Source organism: Dysgonomonas sp. Shenzhen-Wh21 (genome assembly GCF_043392705.1).
GTDB lineage: Bacteria > Bacteroidota > Bacteroidia > Bacteroidales > Dysgonomonadaceae > Dysgonomonas.
The window spans coordinates 87,804-107,259 of sequence record NZ_JAIXHZ010000126.1; the positions used below are offsets into that span (position 1 = coordinate 87,804).

Genomic DNA, 19,456 nt, shown 5'->3' on the forward strand with positions numbered 1-19,456 from the left:
CAATTTACATGGGTGCACAAAGATATAAACTTTTGGTATAAAGTGAAAAACTCACTATGCTTTTCTTATATTTGAAGTCACAAAGAATGATTATGTCAGCACTATGGAATCCGTGGCACGGCTGTCACAAGATAAGCGAAGGTTGCAAACACTGCTATGTGTATCGTGGTGATGCAAGACGAGGCATAGACAGCACAGTTGTAACCCAAACAAAAAACTTCGATGTACCCATCCGGAAAAAGAGAAACGGAGAATACAAAATACCATCCGGCACAGAAGTATACACCTGCTTCACATCCGGCTTCTTCAACAAAGACGCAGATCAATGGCGTCCCGAAGCATGGCGAATGATACGAGAACGGAGCGACCTAACCTTTCTGATGATAACCAAACGCATCGACCAACTGACAGTAGGACTACCCGACGACTGGGGCGATGGCTACGACAATGTCACCATTTGCTGCACGGTAGAGAATCAGGATAGAGCTGACTACAGGCTGCCTATTTACAAAGCTGCTCCCATCAAGCACAAAATGATTATATGCGAACCTCTCTTGGAAAGGATAGACCTGAACCCTTACATCGGGTCATGGGTAGAGCATATTACAGCCGGAGGCGAATCGGGTCAAGATGCACGCCCTTGCAATTTCGACTGGATCATGGAACTGCACGAACTATGTATAGCAAATAACATATCATTCTGGTTTAAGCAAACCGGTTCGCGACTGATAAAAGATGGCAGGCTCTATAATGTTCCCAGAAGACTGCAACATGCCCAAGCACGCAAAGCCGGGATCAACTATAAACCGTAAAAAGTATCGACAAAAGCCTAAAAAGTGACAATTTAGCGAAAAATTTATTCATTATATATCAACCATTTACAATCAAAAAGTGACAAAAGTGACACTTTTAAGCATGTTGTAAAATGTCACCTTTTGTCACCCTGTTATATCAAAGAACTCTCTCTTATTAGATAAACTTTATAGCTGAAAATGCAAAAAGTAAATCAAGACAGATAGTTCTTAATAAGCTTACAATAGAACGGATCAGAATTTATATCCTACACTGATATATGCAGCCCGATTTTTGATTTTAGTATCTTTAAATACTTTGGTTAATCCATGATCGGCACCAAGGCTAACATTTATTTTATTTAAAAATTCAACACCTACAGCTCCGCCAATTCCAAAATCGAAACGATTGGTATCATCCCCAAAGAAATCCTGATCTTCAAATTGTTTTGCATCCGATTTTATTTTTCCGCCTACTCCATAAGCCAAATACGGCCCTGCACGGAATACGAGTTTAGTGCCGGGTGTTAAATCCAGTTTATATCCGGCATGTATAGGCAATTGAATATACATCGAATTATAGGTAACTTTATCCTTCGTGCCGGAAACATTAACTGGTACATTTTTACCTTTGGTTCCTTTCGTTGTAAACTCAAGTCCCGACATCAAATAAAAACTACTTGGCAATGCAAGCTCGGCAGTTAGCCCAATATTGAAACCAACCTTATTATCATCATCTACATTTTGCAACTCGGACAAATTCATTCCGGCCTTTACTCCTAGAGATACAGGCAATTGTGCAAACATACTAACGCTTGCTACCAAAGCAACAAGCAAAGCAAAAGAAATTTTAATAATTCTCATAATATTAATAAATTAGTTCTGGTTCTTAAGCACCCTAAATTAGACAAATAATTCTATTTGACAAAAAATCGGATCTAAAGAAAGCTTCATTAGCAGTAAGTTTTTTATGATGTATACGGTAAAAGAAGCCGACGAACTTCGTTACCCCAGTATAATAAAACCTTTATTTAAAAGATGTAAAAAGTTATCAAGAATAATTTTATTCTGACTACTTTAGCAATCTAAATGTATAACGATATAAATTAATAGCTAGATGAACACTCTTTTATTTTTAGGAAACTTAGGAACCGGAGAAATCATCATCATTGCCATTGTTGTTTTACTATTGTTTGGAGGAAAGAAAATTCCTGAACTCATGAAAGGATTGGGTAAAGGAGTAAAAAGCTTCAAAGATGGTGTAAATGGCCTTGAAGACGATATAAACGGAACTTCTGAAAACAAGTAATAATTTCTCAGAAAATTATTCTTTTGATATAGGCCCGGATTAGTTATAATCCGGGTTTTTCGATTTGTAAACAAAAGCGTTTTATTTCTGTTTTAAGTAATATGGATATATGTATAGATTTTGACGGGACATGTGTAACACATGAGTTCCCGAATATAGGAAAAGATATTGGCGCAATCCCTGTTTTGAAAGAACTAACGGATAAGGGTCATCGGCTGATACTCTTTACGATGCGCAGCGACCGCAAAAAGAAGAAAAAAATAAATGGCGAGGAGGTCATCGTTGAAGAAAACGTACTGACAGAAGCCGTAAAATGGTTTGAAGATAATGGCATACCTTTGTATGGCATCCAAAAAAATCCGACTCAACGGTTTTGGACATCATCGCCCAAGGCCTATGGACATCTTTACATAGATGATGCGGCTCTGGGTTGCCCACTTGTTCTAGATGATCCCACATCTGATAGGCCCTATATAGATTGGGTTCGAATAAGAGAAATACTGGTGGATTCGGGTGTTTTATAAATAAAGCAAGTTATAAAAAGGAATTACTCTCGTATTCTCATTTCCCTTCTTTTACCACAGAGTAAAAAGTGTCACACAGAGATCTTTCAATACAAGAAATACGTCATTATTTTTTACCAACGACTTAATTACTGTATAAAATGGGCAGAAGAATATTATTTATCATCTTAATGTTTGTTTCTCTAGGCTCTTTCGGTCAAGAGAAAATGGCTTTACGCACCGATGAGGTGAATGTATACTTTAAGGAAGCGGAAGTTGCTGCAAAGAAAAGTAAGAACCTTTGGGGTAAAAATATCTTTGGTCCTATAATGTTGATTAATCCGGCAACGAAAGAAATCTATGCGAATGTACAAGACTCGTTAGGCGAACTAAAACAAGACAATCATATCTATACCGGAATTTTCTCCAAAAAGGAAAATATCGCTAACACTTCTATCCGATGGAACGGAACAGATTGGGCTACAGTGATGCTGCCTTTGCCCGAAAATAAATATGATCGAATAAGTTTATTGCTTCATGAACGGTTCCATGTTGTGCAACCGGAACTGGGATTTAGCCAAAGTAATGGCAACTGTGCTCATCTTGACAGTAGAGATGGCCGGATATACTTGCGATTAGAATTAGAGGCTCTTAAAAAAGCAGTTTCGGCATCGACAACATCCCAGATTAATGAGCATGTGACGAATGCATTCATATTCAGAAAATACAGGCAATCTCTTTTCTCCGAGGCGGATACCGAGGAAAATAAACTAGAGCTCAATGAAGGCCTTGCCGAATATACAGGCGAAGCAAGTTGTGAAAGACCCGAAAAACAAAAGGGAGAACACTTTGTGAAGAATATTGATAGATCTATGAAAAACCCCACTTTTGTACGCTCTTTCGCCTATCAGACGATCCCTGCCTATGGTTATTTATTGGATAAGAGGAAGCAAGGTTGGAACAGAAGTATAAATGATAATACCAATCTCAGTAATTTTCTTATTGATGCTTTTCAAGTGAAAATTCCTTCAAGTTTGAAGGATGTCGTGAGCCAAATTGCGAACTCATATAATGGCACGGAGATTACAAATGAAGAGGTCATCCGCGAAGAAAAAATTCAGAAACTTATAGTAGAATACAAATCCAAATTTATCGAACAGCCTCATTTCGAAATAAAATTGGAAAAGATGAGGATAAACTTTGACCCACGTAACATTATGCCTCTTGAAAATAAAGGGACTGTATATCCTAACGTTAGAGTTATAGATGAATGGGGTACATTAACAGTTACCGATGGAGCATTAGTAAGTTCGGATTGGAAAACAATCACAATAACAAACCCGACTAATATGGATGGATATAAATTATCGGGGAATGGTTGGACGTTAGAGCTAAACAAAGGGTACTCAGTAGTTATTACAAACGGAAACTTTGGTTTGAAAAAAGATTAAAAACATTAAGATGAAAAAGATATTGATGGGGCATAATTTCAAGCGGGAAGATTTTGCCGGACTTGAAGGAAAGTTTATCATTATATACCCCGAAAACAAGCTGTTCACAAAAGATGAAATTTTGGAACGGATATCCGACATAGACGTATTCGTCCCTAATTTTTCGTTTCAGACAGATGCAGAGATTATAGATAAGGCAAAAAACCTAAAACTGATAGCCAACTATGGCGTAGGGTATAACAATATAGATGTGGAATACGCAGCCTCGAAAGGCATTGCCGTAACCAATACTCCCCAATCGGTACTAGAACCCACAGCCGAGTTGTGCTTTGCCCTGATGATGGCAACAGCACGTAAAGTAGCTTATTACAATCACAAGCTGCACTCAGGCGTCAGACTCGATTGGAGTATATATGGAGATTTGGGTGTTTCGCTTTATGGGCAAACGCTTGGTATATATGGCATGGGGCGTATCGGGCAGGCGGTTGCACGCAGAGCCTTAGCATCGGGCATGAACATCATTTATCATAATAGAAACAGGCTGCCAAAAGACATTGAAGAGAAGTATAACGCCACCTATGTAGATTTCGACACACTCCTCAAAGAGTCGGACGTGGTATCGCTTAACGCACCTGCCACAGCCGAGACTTATCACCTGATGGGAGAAGCCGAATTCAAGAAAATGAAAAACAGTGCTATACTTATCAATACTGCCCGTGGGCAACTGGTAGACGAGAAAGCTCTTGCCACAGCCTTGAAAATAGGAGAAATATATGCGGCGGGTCTTGATGTGTTCGAAAAAGAGCCTAAGATTCACCCTGAACTATTGGAATTGGATAATGCCATTCTGTCTCCTCATGCCGGAACAGGCACTTATAGCGCACGACGAGATATGGCTCACGAAGTGGTAAAAAATATAATCAATTTCTTCGAGGGAGGACAAATAGATAAGGTGAATTAGTTACAATTCACCTTTCTTTATTTTATTCAGCAGCCCATCGCAAGAATCTTCCAGCAGATCGAGAACCAGCTCGAAGCCATCAGCGCCCGAGTAGTAAGGATCGGGTACGTGATCGTGTACAAAGTCTTGCGAAAAATCCATCATACGGTATACCTTCTTTTCCGATTCCAAGTCGGGTGCCAGTCGCATTACATCACGATGATTGTTGTCGTCCATCACCAAGATAAGATCAAAATTATCGAAGTCGTTCACCGTGAACTTACGAGACAAAGAATCCAGCGTATACCCTCTCCGAGTTGCATGTTTTCTCATTCGTAAGTCGGGCAATTCATCGATATGATATCCTGACGTTCCCGCCGAATCAACCGCAATCTTATCAGTTAACCCCTGCTCTTTTACCATCGTTTTGAAAATTCCTTCCGCAGCAGGAGAGCGGCAGATATTTCCTAAACAGACGAAGAGGACTTTATATTCCTTTTGATTGTCAATATTTTGCATTTATTTTTTCGTTTTGGTTTATATTAATCGATTAATAACGATTTATACAAAGATATAACTATTTAGTTAGTACCCTAATTAGAGCACTTTTTTAGAACATCTTACAGATAAATTTCGTTCGGAAATTGATATGTAAATCCTGTTAATATTGAGTAATCAAAAAAGCTTAGTGCCCATATATTCTCTTTGTCATGCTGAGGTGACGAAGCATCCCGACTCTTTATAGCACCGAGATTCTTCACTCCGTTCAGAATGACAAAGGAGTAATATGAACAAAAAGAGTGTATGAATAAATTATTATCTGAGAATCATATATAATACTCTGCCATATCAATCAGCCCTGCACGCATCGCATATTTCGTTGCTTCGTGCACATTATTTATCTCCAGCTTGCGGAAGATATTCTTACGGTGGGTAATGATAGTATGAAAGCTAAGATTGCGATTCGCCGCAATTTCTTTTGTAGTACGCCCTATGGCTATTTCTTTCAGTATTTCTTTTTCTGTAGAGGTCAGTATATGATCCACAGTATCGGTAGGTGCTTTCTGTGCTTGCAGTAATTGGTTGGCAACCCTTGCACAAATAAAACGTTCGCCCCTTAATACATGAGCCAGCGCAATATTTATTTCATCGAGTCCCGACGACTTGAGAACAATACTGTATGCTTCGCTCGTAGATGTCAATCTGCGCAGGAAGTCATAGCTCAGTTCTTCGGAGAATAACAACCAGTTTACATGCGAAAAACGATAACCTACATTCAGCAAGTCATCTACGCTTATAAAATCAGACAGGGTATAATCCAGTATCACAACGGCTTCGGGGTGAGAGCTCAACAATCTTACCAGTTCGGATTTACTTTCCGTGAAAAGTACCGAAGAGGCTTTTTTTGTCTCACCTACCAGCGTCTCCATCCCGATACGGGTTATACCTTGCCGGTCTACGATTATAACATCTTTCTGTTCCATTTAGTCATTTGATGCAAAGAACAGTAAAGTTAGCTATTTCTGCTTAAAAAACTTATAAAAAAATAGCATTTGATAATCAATTGCATTATTCCAGTATTCTCCTGTATGTCCTCCCGGACGAACGATATAATCATGCTTGATATTTCGATATACCATTTCTTTGTGCAATTGCTCGTTTACCTGATAGAAAAAGTCGTCTGTTCCGCAATCGAAAATAATAGATAACGAGCCCGGTTCTATCTTATCCAATTGATTGATTACCGTATGGCTATCCCACAATTCGGAGTTCTCTTTATACGAACCTATACGCAGCTTCATATCCCAGTTGTTTGGGAAAGGGCGAATATCTAAACCTCCACTCATCGACCCGCACGCACCAAAAACATCAGGATGATTTATACCTAGCCACAAACCTCCATGACCACCCATGCTAAGCCCTGTTATCGCACGGCCTTTGGGTGAAGTTATTGTTTTATAATTTTGGTCGATATACTGCACCAATTCTTTGCTCACATAGGTCTCAAACTGAAACTTAGGATCGATAGGGCTATCCCAATACCAACTATTTTGTCCATCGGGACAAACAACGATCATCCCCAATCGGGTAGCATCTTGCGGTAGTGTTGGTTTGAGCGACACCCACGAATCATAACGTCCTGAGTAGCCATGCAGAAGATACAGTACAGGGTATTTAACCGTACCATCCTTCTTATATCCATCAGGAAGAATTATCACATTTTTAATACTTCGGTTCATTTTAGGACTGAATACCTCAATTGTATCCACAGTCTGAGCCTGTACAGAACACAAAGCAAAGATTGCAAGTAAAAATAAAACAGCTTGTTTTTTCATAATATTTTAGTCAATAATTATAATTCATGCTTCGTCAAGAAATCTGCAATAGCCTGCTCTACATACTCCTCTCCTCTTTTCATCGATTCGTCCAGGGAAACATTTTCAGGTTTAATGGGAATTATAAAATCAAAGACACAAGCATATAACTCCTGTGCTCCTTTTTCCAGATCTCCTGCAATAGCTATTACTTTTTTCCCTTCCGCTCGTGCTAGTTGAGCGACACCATAAGGGGTTTTCCCATATTGGGTTTGAGAATCGATTTTACCTTCACCCGTAAATACTACATCAGCCTTTTTTATAGCAGCTTTAAGATCGGTATAGTCAATTACAATATCGATCCCTTTCTGCAAACGTGCATTTGTAAACGTTAGCAATCCGGCTCCGAGACCTCCGGCGGCACCGGCTCCCGGGACATCTTTCACGTCTCTGCCCAGTTGATTTTTGATCACTTCTGCATAGTGTAGCAAGGCATCGTCCAGCGCACTTACCATTTCCGCAGTAGCTCCTTTCTGCGGTGCGAAAACAAAAGAGGCTCCGTTTTCTCCACACAAAGGATTGGATACATCACAGGCTGCCTCAATATCTATATCTTGTAATCGCTTATCTATAGACGAAAGATCTATCCTATCCAGTTCTCGGAGAGCTAATCCGCCAAACGGCAGATCTTTATTTTCTTTATCAAGAAATCTGACCCCTAACGCTTGGGCGAAGCCTGCGCCACCATCGTTGGTAGCGCTACCTCCTATTCCCAATATTATTTTTGTTACGCCTCTACTGAGGCATGCCTTAACCAACTCACCTGTGCCGTATGTAGTAGTCACAAGTGGATTGCGGCTACCCTTATCTATCAAGTAGAGCCCGCTTGCCGATGCCATCTCAATAACGGCAGTAGATCCGTCTCCCAGAATTCCATATTTGGCAGAAACAATACCTCCTAACGGATCTGTTACACGCTCTTCATATATCTTACCGTCGGTAGCATCTACCAAAGATTGCACAATTCCCTCTCCTCCATCTGCCATTGGTATTTTCGTGCATATTGCTTCGGGGTAGATTCTTTTTATACCTCTTTCCATCGCATCACACACTTGCTTGGCTGTCATGGAACCTTTAAATGAATCGGGAGCTAATACAAAAATTGGGTTTTTCACAGATTAGCAACTTCGTAGATTTACTTCACTCTTGTCCAGACCTGCGTCCTTCCAAAAGCCGAAATGCCGACATAGCCTCTTACTTTCAGTTTATCGTTTCCGTCAAGCGATACGGTACATTTATACAATTTACCATTCGAAGGGTCGAGTATCTTTCCGTCACTATATTCTTTGCCATCTTTAGATAAGCCTTTTAGAATCTCAAGACCAAGAACCGGTTTGTCTTTATCGGCCCCCGAACAATTCTGACACTTTATATTTTTTTTTGCCGGATTGAGTATCTCGATCACTTTCCCATAGATTTTACCGCCACGTTCGGTGATTTCTACAATCGATTTAGCTTCTTTGGTTTCATCATCAAATGTTTTCCATTTACCAACCACAGACTGTGCATTTGCAGTAAGGATAGAAATAAAGAACGCCGACAGCAATATTAGTTTTAATTTCATACAATAATTTTTTAATTGGTTATTCGTTTGCGAAAATAGTCAAAAATAAAGAATAGTTTATTTTGAAACTTTCTAAAAGTGAAGTCTGAAATAATAAATATTGTAAAGAGATTTAGTTCTCTTCCTTTTCTTGTTGTTTTCCAAAAGATTTCTTCACCCAGCGAGGAACAATTAATGCCCCCACCAAGAGGTAATTATAATAAGTAAGCAATCGCCACAAAAGAATCATCAGCGGCACAACCCCTACTAATGGTATGAATTCGCTCAGGTATTCTTTAAAGATAAACTCACTGAAACCGCTTCCTCCGGGTGTAGGACTTACTACCATCATAATCCACATCACAAACTGGCGGGCAAAGATAAGCAGGTTGTCATGCACAGTAAAGAAAGCCATAAAGATAGCATTGACTACCAGGTATCGTGAACCCCAAGACAAAATGGTAGCGAGTATCAGAGGCCACCAAAAAGAGAAGCCTTTTCCTCGTATTTCCCTCGAACTAATAACGAGATCATCGCCCGCCTTCACCGCACTTTTGTGCCATCGCCTCAAAAAAGGCAATCGAAAGAATTTAATAATAAGCCAGCGTATTGCCTGAGGTCTAAAAAACAGCCCAATTATCAGCAGTGTACACAGAACCATTTTTATGAGATAAGCGACCGCAAACAAAGCTAACACTCCGTTACCAAGAGCCGAATGGTCGGAAAACAAAGTATCGAAAGGGATAAGAAGAAGTAGAATAGGAAATGTAACAACAAAGTACATTTCGTCGAGTAACAACGTAACAAAAACCATTGCCGTACTTCGCCCGACAGGGATTTTCTCTTTTGTCAAGAAAACAACAGCCATTGTAGAACCTCCTACTACCGAAGGTGTTATTGCCGAACCGAATTCAGCCAATAGAGTGACTTTGATACATTGTATCCACGACAATTGCTTTTCGGTAAGATAGCGATAACGAATTGTAAAGCCGATATCACGCCCCAGCATAAAACAAAAGGCTATACATATCCAGAATACAGTATGTTCTGTAATGGTTATCTGTTTGAGATCAGACATGTCAAACTCGCGGCTAAGCATATATATGATAACTCCTATACCGATGAAGGTAGGCAGCAATATCTTCCATATACTAAATCCTTGAGATTCTTTTTCCATATTTAAAATCTGAAAACGTACAAAAATAAGAAAACATTTCGTCTTTTTCTTTTCTTTCGTACATTTACATAGCCGAACTCTTAATAACAAATGAACGATATGCAAAACAGAGTAGAAAAAGCAATCGCTTTATTCAACAGCGGTTATAATTGCGCTCAAGCTGTTTTTACAGCTTATGCGGATATATATGGCATCGATCCTGAAACAGCCCTGAAACTATCCTGTACATTTGGAGGCGGAATGGCCGGTACTCGCGAAATGTGCGGAGCTGTATCCGCCATGACAATGATAGCCGGACTGGAGACAGGAACGGCAAAAGCCAACGATCAGGAAGGAAAACAATATTCATTCGATAAAGCACAATACCTAATGAGTGAATTTAAGAAAGAAAACAAATCAGTCGTCTGTCAGAATCTCTTACTCGAGTTGGAGAAAGAACCCGAACCTGCCGATGGTAAAAAACGATGTTCTAAGTTCGTTAAGTTATCCGCCAAACTTATCGAAGAACATTTAATCAGAAAGAAATGAATTTTACGCTACACTCGGAAAGAATAAAACTAAGAGCAATCTTAGAAACCGATACTGAGACCATATACAATTATCGCTCGTTACCCGAAGTTGCCAAATATCAATATTGGGAACCTTTCACAATGCAGCAAACGAAAGACTTTGTTAGCCGATGCTGTAATCCCGATTTAGACGAAGAAGACCAATGGATAGGCTTGGCTATCGTGTATCAGGGAAAAGTGATAGGTGATTGTGCATTCAAGATTAGCGAAAATATAGCAGAAGTGGGTTGCAATATTTCGCCCGAGTATCAGGGCATGGGGCTAGCAAGAGAATCATTGAGCATTCTTATTCGTTATTTCCTTAAAAATAAAGATGTAAAAGAAATAATAGGGATCACCGATTCAAGAAACATCCCTTCTGTCAGGTTGATGCAATCGTTAGGTATGGTTAAAGTTCCTGACTTTGAAACCCTGATTATTTGCAAAGGCGAAGATTGCATCGAACACAAATATGCTATAAGAATACATGATTGAACGATATATACAAAAGAGCAAAGCTTTTATTTTCCGCTTATGGGAGAAGTATAAAGGAGCAAAAAAGAAATACCAAATAGGTATTCCGATTTGTCTCATTCTTCTTATCTGGTATATATTTTGTTTGCCTTTCCCCCTATTCCATGTACCATATAGTACAGTTGTATCCGACAGACACGAAGAACTACTTGGCGCACGTATTGCAGATGATCAGCAATGGCGTTTTCCGACAAGTGATTCCATCCCTGAAAAGTATAAGATCTGCCTGATAGAGTTCGAAGACCAGCACTTCCGTGCACATTGGGGAGTAAACCCTTTAGCAATAGCACGTGCTATAAAACAGAATATCAGCAGCGGAAAAATTATCAGCGGGGCAAGTACTATCACCATGCAAACCATCCGTCTGTCTCGGAAAGAGAATCGTACATTCGGAGAGAAGTTTATAGAGATGATATTGGCTACACGACTCGAATTTTCCTACTCCAAAGACGAAATACTCAATCTGTATGCATCTCATGCTCCGATGGGAGGCAACGTGGTAGGAATAGACGCTGCATCGTGGCGATACTTCGGACATCAAGCGGCAACACTATCATGGGCAGAAGCAGCAACCCTCGCCGTGCTCCCCAATTCTCCGAGCCTGATGCACTTCGGTAAAAACAGAGATAAGCTTCTGAACAAAAGAAACAAGTTACTGGAAACACTTCATCAGCGAGGTATTATAGAGAAAATAGACTACGAACTGGCAGTGGGCGAACCCTTACCCTTTCAGCCTTATGCACTACCCCAGATAACACCGCACTTAGTTACCCGCATATACAAAGAGGATGGAGGTAAACATATAACAACGACGATAGATAAATACCAACAGGAACAGACAGAATCTATCCTTAACCGCTGGAATGCAGAATTTGCCCAAAATGGAATTAAAAATATAGCAGCAATAGTTTTCGATGTAGAAAAGAATGAGGTTGTCGCCTATTGCGGGAACGTTGATTTCGAGAAAGATATCTCCGCCAATCAGGTAGACATCATACAAGCTCCTCGCAGTACAGGCAGTATACTCAAGCCTTTTCTCTATTGTGCTATGTTGCAAGAGGGAGAATTACTCCCCAATCAACTCCTACCCGACATACCGATCAATATAGGAGGGTTTGCGCCCAAGAACTTCAGCTTGCAATACGATGGGGCCGTTTATGCATCCGAAGCTCTTGCACGCTCCCTAAACGTCCCGTTTGTCGTATCTCTACGCAACTATAGCATACCCAAATTCTATAACCTGCTAAAAAAAGCGGGGATGACTACACTCAACCGTTCTGCCGACAATTATGGTCTGTCTCTTATATTAGGTGGTGCTGAAGGGAAACTATGGGATATAAGCTCTATGTACTTGAATATGGCGCAGCAATTAAACTTTTATAACGAAGACGGCAGATATTATGAAATGGGTCAACCCTCTTATATACTGAATAAAAATAATGGTGAGAAAGGCGACCGTATAAGGAATCCGTTATTTTCGGCAGGAGCAATCTGGCAAACATTCGATGCACTGACAAACCTAAACCGCCCCGAAGAAATAGATTGGCGGTCGATACCATCTATACAAAAGATAGCGTGGAAAACGGGAACCAGCTTTGGGTTTCGTGACGGATGGGCTGTGGGTGTAAATCCCAAATATGTAGTTGGAGTCTGGGTTGGAAATTCGGATGGAGAAGGACGCCCCGGGCTAACCGGTGCTCGTACTGCGGGCATGGTGATGTTCGACATATTCAGCTCATTACCGCAAAGCCGTTGGTTCGAAAGACCTGATCGAGATCTTGTAAGAGCAGAGATATGCCACGAAAGTGGATTTTTGAAAAGCATGAATTGCCCCGAAACAGAAATAGATACGATGTGGATTTGTAAAAAAGGACTGGAAGCAAAGCCATGCCCATATCACAAACTTGTGCACCTGTCGGAGGATATGCGTTATCAAGTTTACGAAAACTGCGCAGGCAGCAGAGGTATTGTACATACATCATGGTTCATTCTACCGCCATCGTGGGAATGGTATTACAAAGAGCAGCACCCTTCTTATCGTCCTCTACCTCCATATTCTCCCGAATGTATCAAAGATTCGGATGTGAAACCCATGGAGTTCATTTATCCTTTTCCGAATGCCCTCATTTCGCTACCGAAACAGTTGGATGGCTCTCCGGGACAACTTGTATTTGAGCTGGCTCACAGAAATCCTCAGAGCCGTGTGTTCTGGCATCTCGATGGGCAATATATTGGAGAAACTGAAATCTTTCACAAAAAAGAATATATTCCCGAAAAAGGAGAGCATACTTTGACCGTAGTAGACGATACCGGAGCTAGTCTTTCCACAAAATTTACAATAAAATAAAAAAAATAATACATCGCAAATAATTATACAACAATCAGTTACAAAATAAAATGAAAAATATTTTATTTTTTGCAACATTTATATGCAACGTTTTTAAAAGAAATGCATCTTTATAATATATTTTTTAGAAGACTTCTCAGCCTTCATACAAAACACAGTGTACAAAAACTATATTAAAAAGAGGTCGCAATTTAAAATATGCCCATATTAAAATCTGCGATTTAAAAAATAAAAAAAGTATCTGGAACCCCAGATACTTTTTTTTCTTTTATATAAAAGAGTAATTTCTTACTCTTCTTCTTTTTTAGGTTCTTCTGCAACAGGAGCTTCAGGCGCAGTAGCTTCTTCAACTACCGGCAAAGTTTCTGGTGCAACTTCCAAAGCTTCTACTTCTTCAGCTTTTTCTACCTTTTCTGCTTTTTCAGCTTTCGCTTTTTTTGCAGTTTCTTTAGCTTCTACAGCAGGAGCATCATCATCTTTTTTCTTCGAACGACGAGTTCTACCTTTAGATGCAGCTTTCTTCTCTTTCAACATGTTTTCGTTATAGTCTACTAATTCGATAAAACACATTGAAGCATTGTCACCTAAACGATTACCTGTCTTGATGATACGTGTATAACCTCCCGGACGGTCGGCTATCTTCTGCGAGATATTTTGGAACAGTTCTGTCACAGCAGCTTTGCTCTGAAGTTCCTGAAAAACCAAACGTCTCGATTGAGTTGTATCTTCTTTTGACTTAGTAATAATAGGCTCAACCACTTTTCTCAAAGCTTTCGCCTTTGCTACAGTCGTAAAGATGCGCTTATTAGGACTAAGTAACAAAGAAGTACACATATTGGATAACATCGCATTTCTGTGTGCACTTTTACGTCCTAAATGATTAATTTTTTTATTATGTCTCATGTCGCTTATTAATCTTTATCTAATTTATATTTAGAAATATCCATACCGAATGAAAGGCTCAGGCTATCCAATAACTCATCAAGCTCGGTAAGCGATTTTTTACCGAAGTTTCTGAATTTAAGAAGGTCATTCTTATTGAACTGAACCAATTCGCCAAGTGTTTCCACTTCTGCTGACTTGAGACAGTTAAGTGCACGAACCGAAAGGTTCATATCAGATAACTTAGTCTTAAGCAACTGGCGCATGTGCAGGATTTCTTCATCAAACTCTTCGTTACCATCTACTTCGTTTTGTTCAAGAAGAATCTTTTCGTCAGAGAACAACATAAAGTGATGAATAAGGATTTTAGCTGCTTCTTTCAAAGCTTCTTTTGGATGAATAGACCCGTCGGTTGCTATTTCTATTACTAATTTCTCATAGTCCGTTTTCTGCTCTACACGATAGTTTTCTATCGCATATTTTACATTACGGATCGGAGTATAAATAGAATCGATAGCTATAACATTAACATCGTCGGACAGACTACGATTTTCATCAGCAGGTACATACCCACGGCCTTTGTTAATATTCAATTCTATTTGGAAGCTTGCACTTTTGTCTAAGTGACAAATTACAAGATCAGGGTTTAATACTTCAAATCCTGACAGATGCTTCCCTATATCTCCAGCTTTGAATACTTCGGTACCTGAGACAGTAATACTTACCTTTTCTGTTTCAATCTCTTCTACGATTTGCTTGAATCGAACTTGTTTCAAGTTCAATATTATATTCGTTACATCTTCTATAACACCCGGTACGGTTGCAAATTCATGTTCGACACCGTCGATTTTTATAGAAGTGATAGCAAAACCCTCAAGAGATGAAAGCAGAATACGGCGTAAAGCATTACCCACGGTAATACCATACCCGGGTTCTAACGGACGAAATTCGAATTTTCCGAAGAAATCATCCGCTTCTAACATCAATACTTTATCCGGTTTTTGAAATGCTAATATAGCCATGAATTTAATTAATTTTTAGAATACAACTCTACGATCAACTGTTCTTTAATGTTTTCAGGGATATCCGCTCTTTCAGGAAGATGTAAGAATTTTCCTGTCATCGTAGCTTGATCCCACTCGATCCAAGGGTATTTGCTATGGTTAAAACCAGATAGTGCTTCGCCTACTACTTCAAGTGATTTTGATTTTTCGCGAACACCTACCAATTGGCCTGGTTTTAGTGAATATGAAGGAATATTTACCACAGATCCGTCTACTACAATATGACGGTGAGAAACAAGCTGACGTGCTGCTGCTCTTGTCGGAGCTATTCCTAGACGGAATACAACATTATCTAATCTTGATTCTAACATCTGAAGTAATACTTCCCCTGTGATTCCACGTGAAGCAAGAGCTCTGTCAAACATATTACGGAACTGTCTTTCGAGTACTCCGTATGTATATTTTGCTTTTTGCTTTTCACGTAATTGAATACCGTACTCGGACGATTTCTTTTTTCTTCCGTTACCATGTTGTCCCGGAGGATAGTTCTTTTTTGAGAGAACTTTGTCAGGTCCGAATATTGGCTCTCCGAATTTACGGGCGATTTTTGATTTTGGTCCAGTATATCTTGCCATTTTCTTTCTAATTAATAATGAAATGAAGCTAAAATTGTGCAGCCGCGACTACAGAGAGGGTTTTTGTAATCAAATCACAATTTAAGATCCAATTTTTAAATTTGATTAAACTCTTCTGTGTTTTGGAGGACGACATCCGTTGTGAGGAAGTGGAGTAACGTCAACGATTTCTGTTACTTCGATTCCTGCTGCATGGATAGTACGGATAGCAGACTCACGTCCATTGCCCGGTCCTTTTACGTATACTTTCACCTTTCTTAGTCCAAGGTCAAATGCTACTTTAGCACAATCCTGTGCTGCCATCTGAGCTGCGTAAGGAGTGTTCTTTTTTGAGCTTCTGAAACCCATCTTCCCTGCCGATGACCAGCTGATAACCTGCCCATCATTGTTTGTAAGCGATATAATGATATTGTTGAAAGAAGAATGCACATGAGCCTGGCCAATTGCATCCACCTTAACATTTCTCTTTTTCGCTGCGACTGTTTTTTTTGCCATATCAAATTAATTATTTTGTAGCTTTTTTCTTGTTAGCAACAGTTTTCTTTCTACCCTTACGTGTACGGGCGTTGTTCTTAGTACTTTGACCTCTCAATGGTAAACCGATACGATGACGGATACCTCTGTAACAACCTATATCCATCAATCGCTTGATGTTTAGTTGTACTTCCGAACGCAAGTCTCCTTCTACTTTAAACTGAGCAGCGATGATTTCACGCACAGCTCCGGCCTGATCATCGTTCCAGTCTTTTACCTTGATATCTTTATCAATACCTGCTTCAGCAAGGATTTTGTTAGCAGAGCTACGTCCGATACCATAAATGTATGTCAAGGCAATCTCGCCTCTCTTATTTTGTGGTAAATCGACCCCAACTATTCTTATTGCCATATATTTTTTAGATTAATTTGCAAAATTAATAAATTATCCCTGACGTTGTTTGAACTTAGGATTTTTTTTGTTTATCACGTATAAGCGACCTTTTCTTCTGACAATCTTGCAGTCAGCGGTACGCTTCTTAATTGATGCTCTTACTTTCATATCTTATGTTTTTTTTATTTGTATCTGAATGAAATCCGTCCTTTTGTTAAATCATAAGGAGACATCTCTACACGTACCTTATCTCCGGGAAGTATTTTAATGTAATGCATACGCATTTTTCCTGAGATATGTGCTGTGATTTCGTGACCGTTTTCGAGTTCTACACGAAACATAGCGTTTGATAGTGCTTCAACTATAACTCCGTCTTGTTCTATTGCCGATTGTTTAGCCATAAATAAATAAAAGGTTTTTTAAATTGCGTTACTTCCTAAAACAGCTTCTACAAATTCAAATGTAGATAATATGTCTGCTTTTCCCTGACGAATAGCGACTGTGTGTTCAAAGTGAGCCGAAGGTTTACGGTCACGAGTTCTTATAGTCCACCCATCATTTTCGAAAACGACATTCTTGCTTCCCATATTAATCATCGGTTCTATGGCGATGCACATACCTTTCTTCAACAAAGGACCTGTACCTCGTTTACCATAGTTAGGAACCTCGGGCGCTTCGTGCATCTTGCGACCTATACCATGTCCAACCAGTTCGCGAACGACCGAATAGCCACGTCTCTCGCAATATGTCTGCACAGCCTCACCGATATCTCCTATACGATTACCTTCTACAGCTTTTTCTATACCCAGATAAAGAGATTCTTTTGTTGTCCGCAACAAAGCTTTCACATCTTCCGCAACTTCTCCTACACAAAATGTATAGGCCGAATCGCCACAAAATCCGTTCTTCTCAGTACCGCAATCAACAGAGATCACATCTCCATCTTTAAGAATATAATCAGTAGGGAAACCGTGTACCACCTGATCGTTTACCGAAGCACATATAGCACCCGGAAAATCTACGGTTCCCGGAGCACCCTTGTATCCTAAGAAAGAAGGGATTGCTCCGTGATCGTATATAAATTCTTTAGCAATTTTATCTAACTGAGCAGGAGTTACCCCCGGCTTAATATGTTTAGCTACCTCGCCCAGGGTCATACCTACCAGGCGGTTAGCTTCACGCATCAATTCAATTTCTTCGTCTGTTTTCAGGAATATCATTTATAAACCTCCTTAATAAGCTGCGATCGAACCCGAACGTCCTTTGATTCTACCAGATTTCAATAAGCCATCGTAATGTCTCATCAATAGGTGGCTCTCAATTTGTTGCAGTGTATCCAAAACAACTCCCACAAGAATCAGCAACGATGTTCCCCCAAAGAATTGAGAAAACTCACGGCTTACTCCAAAAGTACTTGCAAATGCAGGCATGATAGCAACCAACGCCAAGAATAATGATCCCGGGAATGTTATACGGGACATTATCGAGTCGATATAGTCTGCTGTCTTTTTGCCCGGTTTGATACCCGGAATGAAACCATTGTTGCGCTTCAGTTCATCTGCCATCTGCACCGGATTGATGGTAACAGCAGTATAGAACCATGTGAAAGCAATAATAAGTACGGCAAGTACAACATTGTATACTACACTTGTATGATCGGTAAAAGACCCTAGAAAACCTGTTTTATCGGTAGAGAATCCTGCAAACATAACAGGCACCATCATGATTGCCTGAGCAAAGATGATAGGCATTACGTTCGCTGCATTTACCTTAAGTGGAATATACTGACGAGCTCCGCCATATTGTTTGTTACCCACTACTCTCTTAGCATATTGAACCGGTATACGGCGAGTACCTTGCACTAGTAATATTGCTCCGCAAACGACTAGTAACAAAAATACTATTTCTGCCAAAAACATAACCAATCCTCCCGCAGGGTTGCTCAATCGGGAAGTAAATTCACCGATCAGCGCATGTGGAAGACGTGATATGATACCCACAAGGATAATGAAAGAAACACCATTACCTATACCTTTATCTGTGATACGCTCTCCTAACCACAGAACAAACATACTACCTCCCGCAAGGATAATTGTAGAAGGAATAAGAAAATCCCATGAAGAAGGGGCTGCAGGTCCTAACGCTCCCAACAGGTATGCAGGTCCTTGGAATACAAGGATTGCCACTGTCAGATAACGTGTATATTGGTTCATCTTGGTACGTCCGCTTTCGCCTTCTCTCTGCAACTTTTGGAAATATGGTATCGCGATACCCAACAATTGGATAACGATTGATGCCGAGATATAAGGCATGATACCTAATGCAAAGATCGACGCATTGGCAAATGCACCTCCCGAGAACATATCCAATATTCCGAGCAAACCTCCGGCAGTCATCGAATGCAAGTTTGCAAGCTGCTGAGGATCTACTCCGGGAAGGATGATGTGAACTCCGAAGCGATAGATCACTACGAAAAAGAAGGTGATGAGGAGCCTTTTTCTAAGGTCCTCAATCTTCCATATATTTTCCAGTGTTTTTACCAATCCCAT

24 protein-coding genes are annotated in these 19,456 nt (G+C 39.9%); 8 read left to right on the plus strand and 16 right to left on the minus strand.

The annotated features are described in order from the left end of the window. The first annotated feature begins 92 nt into the window (after positions 1–92). Complete coding sequence (locus LDB17_RS08545) at positions 93–812, plus strand: DUF5131 family protein (protein WP_252637960.1); 720 nt, start codon at positions 93–95, stop codon at positions 810–812. A gap of 234 nt (positions 813–1,046) precedes the next feature. Here the strand turns inward: LDB17_RS08545 and LDB17_RS08550 are convergent, their stop codons facing one another. Then, complete coding sequence (locus tag LDB17_RS08550; RefSeq protein WP_252637961.1) at positions 1,047–1,655, minus strand: porin family protein; 609 nt, start codon at positions 1,653–1,655, stop codon at positions 1,047–1,049. A 253-nt stretch (positions 1,656–1,908) separates the two neighbouring features. Between LDB17_RS08550 and tatA the strand changes: the two genes are divergently transcribed. The 4 genes from tatA (at position 1,909) to LDB17_RS08570 (ending at position 5,015) form a co-directional block, all read left to right on the plus strand. Next, the gene (tatA, locus tag LDB17_RS08555) at positions 1,909–2,100 is read left to right on the plus strand and encodes a twin-arginine translocase TatA/TatE family subunit (protein WP_006841825.1); all 192 of its coding nucleotides are present in this window, start codon (positions 1,909–1,911) and stop codon (positions 2,098–2,100) included. Between the two features lie 101 nt (positions 2,101–2,201). Next, entirely contained in the window at positions 2,202–2,624 is a 423-nt protein-coding gene (locus LDB17_RS08560) for a hypothetical protein (protein WP_135105535.1), read from the plus strand. A 140-nt stretch (positions 2,625–2,764) separates the two neighbouring features. Then, positions 2,765–4,054 (plus strand): hypothetical protein, encoded by a 1,290-nt coding sequence (locus LDB17_RS08565; protein ID WP_252637963.1) that lies wholly within the window; start codon positions 2,765–2,767, stop codon positions 4,052–4,054. Between the two features lie 10 nt (positions 4,055–4,064). Continuing rightward, a complete protein-coding gene (locus tag LDB17_RS08570; protein ID WP_252637964.1) occupies positions 4,065–5,015 on the plus strand; it encodes an NAD(P)-dependent oxidoreductase in 951 nt (316 codons plus the stop codon). Here the strand turns inward: LDB17_RS08570 and LDB17_RS08575 are convergent, their stop codons facing one another. From LDB17_RS08575 to LDB17_RS08600, 6 genes are all read right to left on the minus strand, one after another. After that, positions 5,016–5,513: a low molecular weight protein-tyrosine-phosphatase gene (locus LDB17_RS08575; protein ID WP_252637966.1), complete on the minus strand. Its 498-nt coding sequence runs from the start codon at positions 5,511–5,513 to the stop codon at positions 5,016–5,018. 308 nt (positions 5,514–5,821) lie between these two features. Next, positions 5,822–6,478, minus strand: coding sequence for a response regulator transcription factor (locus LDB17_RS08580; protein WP_252637967.1), 657 nt, complete (start codon positions 6,476–6,478; stop codon positions 5,822–5,824). 33 nt (positions 6,479–6,511) lie between these two features. Then, a complete protein-coding gene (locus LDB17_RS08585) occupies positions 6,512–7,330 on the minus strand; it encodes an alpha/beta hydrolase family protein (RefSeq protein WP_252637968.1) in 819 nt (272 codons plus the stop codon). 17 nt (positions 7,331–7,347) lie between these two features. Further along, positions 7,348–8,484: a glycerate kinase gene (locus tag LDB17_RS08590; RefSeq protein ID WP_252637969.1), complete on the minus strand. Its 1,137-nt coding sequence runs from the start codon at positions 8,482–8,484 to the stop codon at positions 7,348–7,350. Positions 8,485–8,504: 20 nt separating this feature from the next. Further along, positions 8,505–8,933, minus strand: a complete 429-nt coding sequence (locus tag LDB17_RS08595; protein WP_252637971.1) for a DUF2147 domain-containing protein — start codon at positions 8,931–8,933, stop codon at positions 8,505–8,507. 112 nt (positions 8,934–9,045) lie between these two features. Further along, positions 9,046–10,089 (minus strand): lysylphosphatidylglycerol synthase transmembrane domain-containing protein, encoded by a 1,044-nt coding sequence (locus LDB17_RS08600; RefSeq protein WP_252637972.1) that lies wholly within the window; start codon positions 10,087–10,089, stop codon positions 9,046–9,048. Between the two features lie 99 nt (positions 10,090–10,188). On the opposite strand from LDB17_RS08600, the gene LDB17_RS08605 reads away from it, so the two are divergent. From LDB17_RS08605 to pbpC, 3 genes are read left to right on the plus strand one after another with little or no spacing between them, the layout of a single operon-like run. After that, on the plus strand, positions 10,189–10,617 hold the full coding sequence (locus tag LDB17_RS08605; protein ID WP_252637973.1) for a C-GCAxxG-C-C family protein: 429 nt from the start codon (positions 10,189–10,191) through the stop codon (positions 10,615–10,617). Then, entirely contained in the window at positions 10,614–11,132 is a 519-nt protein-coding gene (locus LDB17_RS08610; protein WP_252637974.1) for a GNAT family N-acetyltransferase, read from the plus strand. Before LDB17_RS08605 ends, LDB17_RS08610 begins: the two co-directional genes overlap by 4 nt. Then, positions 11,125–13,518, plus strand: a complete 2,394-nt coding sequence (gene pbpC / locus LDB17_RS08615) for a penicillin-binding protein 1C (protein ID WP_252637975.1) — start codon at positions 11,125–11,127, stop codon at positions 13,516–13,518. Before LDB17_RS08610 ends, pbpC begins: the two co-directional genes overlap by 8 nt. A gap of 288 nt (positions 13,519–13,806) precedes the next feature. Here the strand turns inward: pbpC and rplQ are convergent, their stop codons facing one another. The 9 genes from rplQ to secY all read right to left on the minus strand — a co-directional run bounded on the left by rplQ (position 13,807) and on the right by secY (position 19,456). Next, positions 13,807–14,421, minus strand: a complete 615-nt coding sequence (gene rplQ, locus LDB17_RS08620) for a 50S ribosomal protein L17 (protein WP_252637976.1) — start codon at positions 14,419–14,421, stop codon at positions 13,807–13,809. A gap of 8 nt (positions 14,422–14,429) precedes the next feature. Next, positions 14,430–15,422 (minus strand): DNA-directed RNA polymerase subunit alpha, encoded by a 993-nt coding sequence (locus tag LDB17_RS08625; protein ID WP_252637977.1) that lies wholly within the window; start codon positions 15,420–15,422, stop codon positions 14,430–14,432. A gap of 8 nt (positions 15,423–15,430) precedes the next feature. Then, positions 15,431–16,039: a 30S ribosomal protein S4 gene (rpsD, locus tag LDB17_RS08630; RefSeq protein WP_006841810.1), complete on the minus strand. Its 609-nt coding sequence runs from the start codon at positions 16,037–16,039 to the stop codon at positions 15,431–15,433. 105 nt (positions 16,040–16,144) lie between these two features. Then, the gene (gene rpsK, locus LDB17_RS08635) at positions 16,145–16,534 is read right to left on the minus strand and encodes a 30S ribosomal protein S11 (RefSeq protein ID WP_006841809.1); all 390 of its coding nucleotides are present in this window, start codon (positions 16,532–16,534) and stop codon (positions 16,145–16,147) included. Positions 16,535–16,544: 10 nt separating this feature from the next. After that, positions 16,545–16,925: a 30S ribosomal protein S13 gene (rpsM, locus tag LDB17_RS08640; RefSeq protein ID WP_135105522.1), complete on the minus strand. Its 381-nt coding sequence runs from the start codon at positions 16,923–16,925 to the stop codon at positions 16,545–16,547. 33 nt (positions 16,926–16,958) lie between these two features. Beyond that, positions 16,959–17,075, minus strand: a complete 117-nt coding sequence (ykgO, locus tag LDB17_RS08645) for a type B 50S ribosomal protein L36 (RefSeq protein WP_006841807.1) — start codon at positions 17,073–17,075, stop codon at positions 16,959–16,961. A 14-nt stretch (positions 17,076–17,089) separates the two neighbouring features. Further along, positions 17,090–17,308 (minus strand): translation initiation factor IF-1, encoded by a 219-nt coding sequence (gene infA / locus LDB17_RS08650; protein ID WP_006841806.1) that lies wholly within the window; start codon positions 17,306–17,308, stop codon positions 17,090–17,092. A gap of 18 nt (positions 17,309–17,326) precedes the next feature. Beyond that, positions 17,327–18,127 carry a type I methionyl aminopeptidase gene (gene map, locus LDB17_RS08655; RefSeq protein ID WP_252637978.1) on the minus strand — a complete coding sequence of 267 codons (801 nt, stop codon included), beginning with the start codon at positions 18,125–18,127 and terminating at the stop codon, positions 17,327–17,329. 12 nt (positions 18,128–18,139) lie between these two features. Next, positions 18,140–19,456, minus strand: coding sequence for a preprotein translocase subunit SecY (gene secY, locus LDB17_RS08660; RefSeq protein ID WP_135105520.1), 1,317 nt, complete (start codon positions 19,454–19,456; stop codon positions 18,140–18,142).

Bases quoted from the DNA above. Each gene is read 5' to 3' on its own strand.
- LDB17_RS08545 (WP_252637960.1), top strand. From the start codon at position 93: ATGTCAGCACTATGGAATCCGTGGCACGGCTGTCACAAGATAAGCGAA.
- LDB17_RS08550 (WP_252637961.1), bottom strand. From the start codon at position 1,655: ATGAGAATTATTAAAATTTCTTTTGCTTTGCTTGTTGCTTTGGTAGCA.
- tatA (WP_006841825.1), top strand. From the start codon at position 1,909: ATGAACACTCTTTTATTTTTAGGAAACTTAGGAACCGGAGAAATCATC.
- LDB17_RS08560 (WP_135105535.1), top strand. From the start codon at position 2,202: ATGGATATATGTATAGATTTTGACGGGACATGTGTAACACATGAGTTC.
- LDB17_RS08565 (WP_252637963.1), top strand. From the start codon at position 2,765: ATGGGCAGAAGAATATTATTTATCATCTTAATGTTTGTTTCTCTAGGC.
- LDB17_RS08570 (WP_252637964.1), top strand. From the start codon at position 4,065: ATGAAAAAGATATTGATGGGGCATAATTTCAAGCGGGAAGATTTTGCC.
- LDB17_RS08575 (WP_252637966.1), bottom strand. From the start codon at position 5,513: ATGCAAAATATTGACAATCAAAAGGAATATAAAGTCCTCTTCGTCTGT.
- LDB17_RS08580 (WP_252637967.1), bottom strand. From the start codon at position 6,478: ATGGAACAGAAAGATGTTATAATCGTAGACCGGCAAGGTATAACCCGT.
- LDB17_RS08585 (WP_252637968.1), bottom strand. From the start codon at position 7,330: ATGAAAAAACAAGCTGTTTTATTTTTACTTGCAATCTTTGCTTTGTGT.
- LDB17_RS08595 (WP_252637971.1), bottom strand. From the start codon at position 8,933: ATGAAATTAAAACTAATATTGCTGTCGGCGTTCTTTATTTCTATCCTT.
- LDB17_RS08600 (WP_252637972.1), bottom strand. From the start codon at position 10,089: ATGGAAAAAGAATCTCAAGGATTTAGTATATGGAAGATATTGCTGCCT.
- LDB17_RS08605 (WP_252637973.1), top strand. From the start codon at position 10,189: ATGCAAAACAGAGTAGAAAAAGCAATCGCTTTATTCAACAGCGGTTAT.
- LDB17_RS08610 (WP_252637974.1), top strand. From the start codon at position 10,614: ATGAATTTTACGCTACACTCGGAAAGAATAAAACTAAGAGCAATCTTA.
- pbpC (WP_252637975.1), top strand. From the start codon at position 11,125: ATGATTGAACGATATATACAAAAGAGCAAAGCTTTTATTTTCCGCTTA.
- rplQ (WP_252637976.1), bottom strand. From the start codon at position 14,421: ATGAGACATAATAAAAAAATTAATCATTTAGGACGTAAAAGTGCACAC.
- LDB17_RS08625 (WP_252637977.1), bottom strand. From the start codon at position 15,422: ATGGCTATATTAGCATTTCAAAAACCGGATAAAGTATTGATGTTAGAA.
- rpsD (WP_006841810.1), bottom strand. From the start codon at position 16,039: ATGGCAAGATATACTGGACCAAAATCAAAAATCGCCCGTAAATTCGGA.
- rpsK (WP_006841809.1), bottom strand. From the start codon at position 16,534: ATGGCAAAAAAAACAGTCGCAGCGAAAAAGAGAAATGTTAAGGTGGAT.
- rpsM (WP_135105522.1), bottom strand. From the start codon at position 16,925: ATGGCAATAAGAATAGTTGGGGTCGATTTACCACAAAATAAGAGAGGC.
- ykgO (WP_006841807.1), bottom strand. From the start codon at position 17,075: ATGAAAGTAAGAGCATCAATTAAGAAGCGTACCGCTGACTGCAAGATT.
- infA (WP_006841806.1), bottom strand. From the start codon at position 17,308: ATGGCTAAACAATCGGCAATAGAACAAGACGGAGTTATAGTTGAAGCA.
- map (WP_252637978.1), bottom strand. From the start codon at position 18,127: ATGATATTCCTGAAAACAGACGAAGAAATTGAATTGATGCGTGAAGCT.
- secY (WP_135105520.1), bottom strand. From the start codon at position 19,456: ATGGGATTGGTAAAAACACTGGAAAATATATGGAAGATTGAGGACCTT.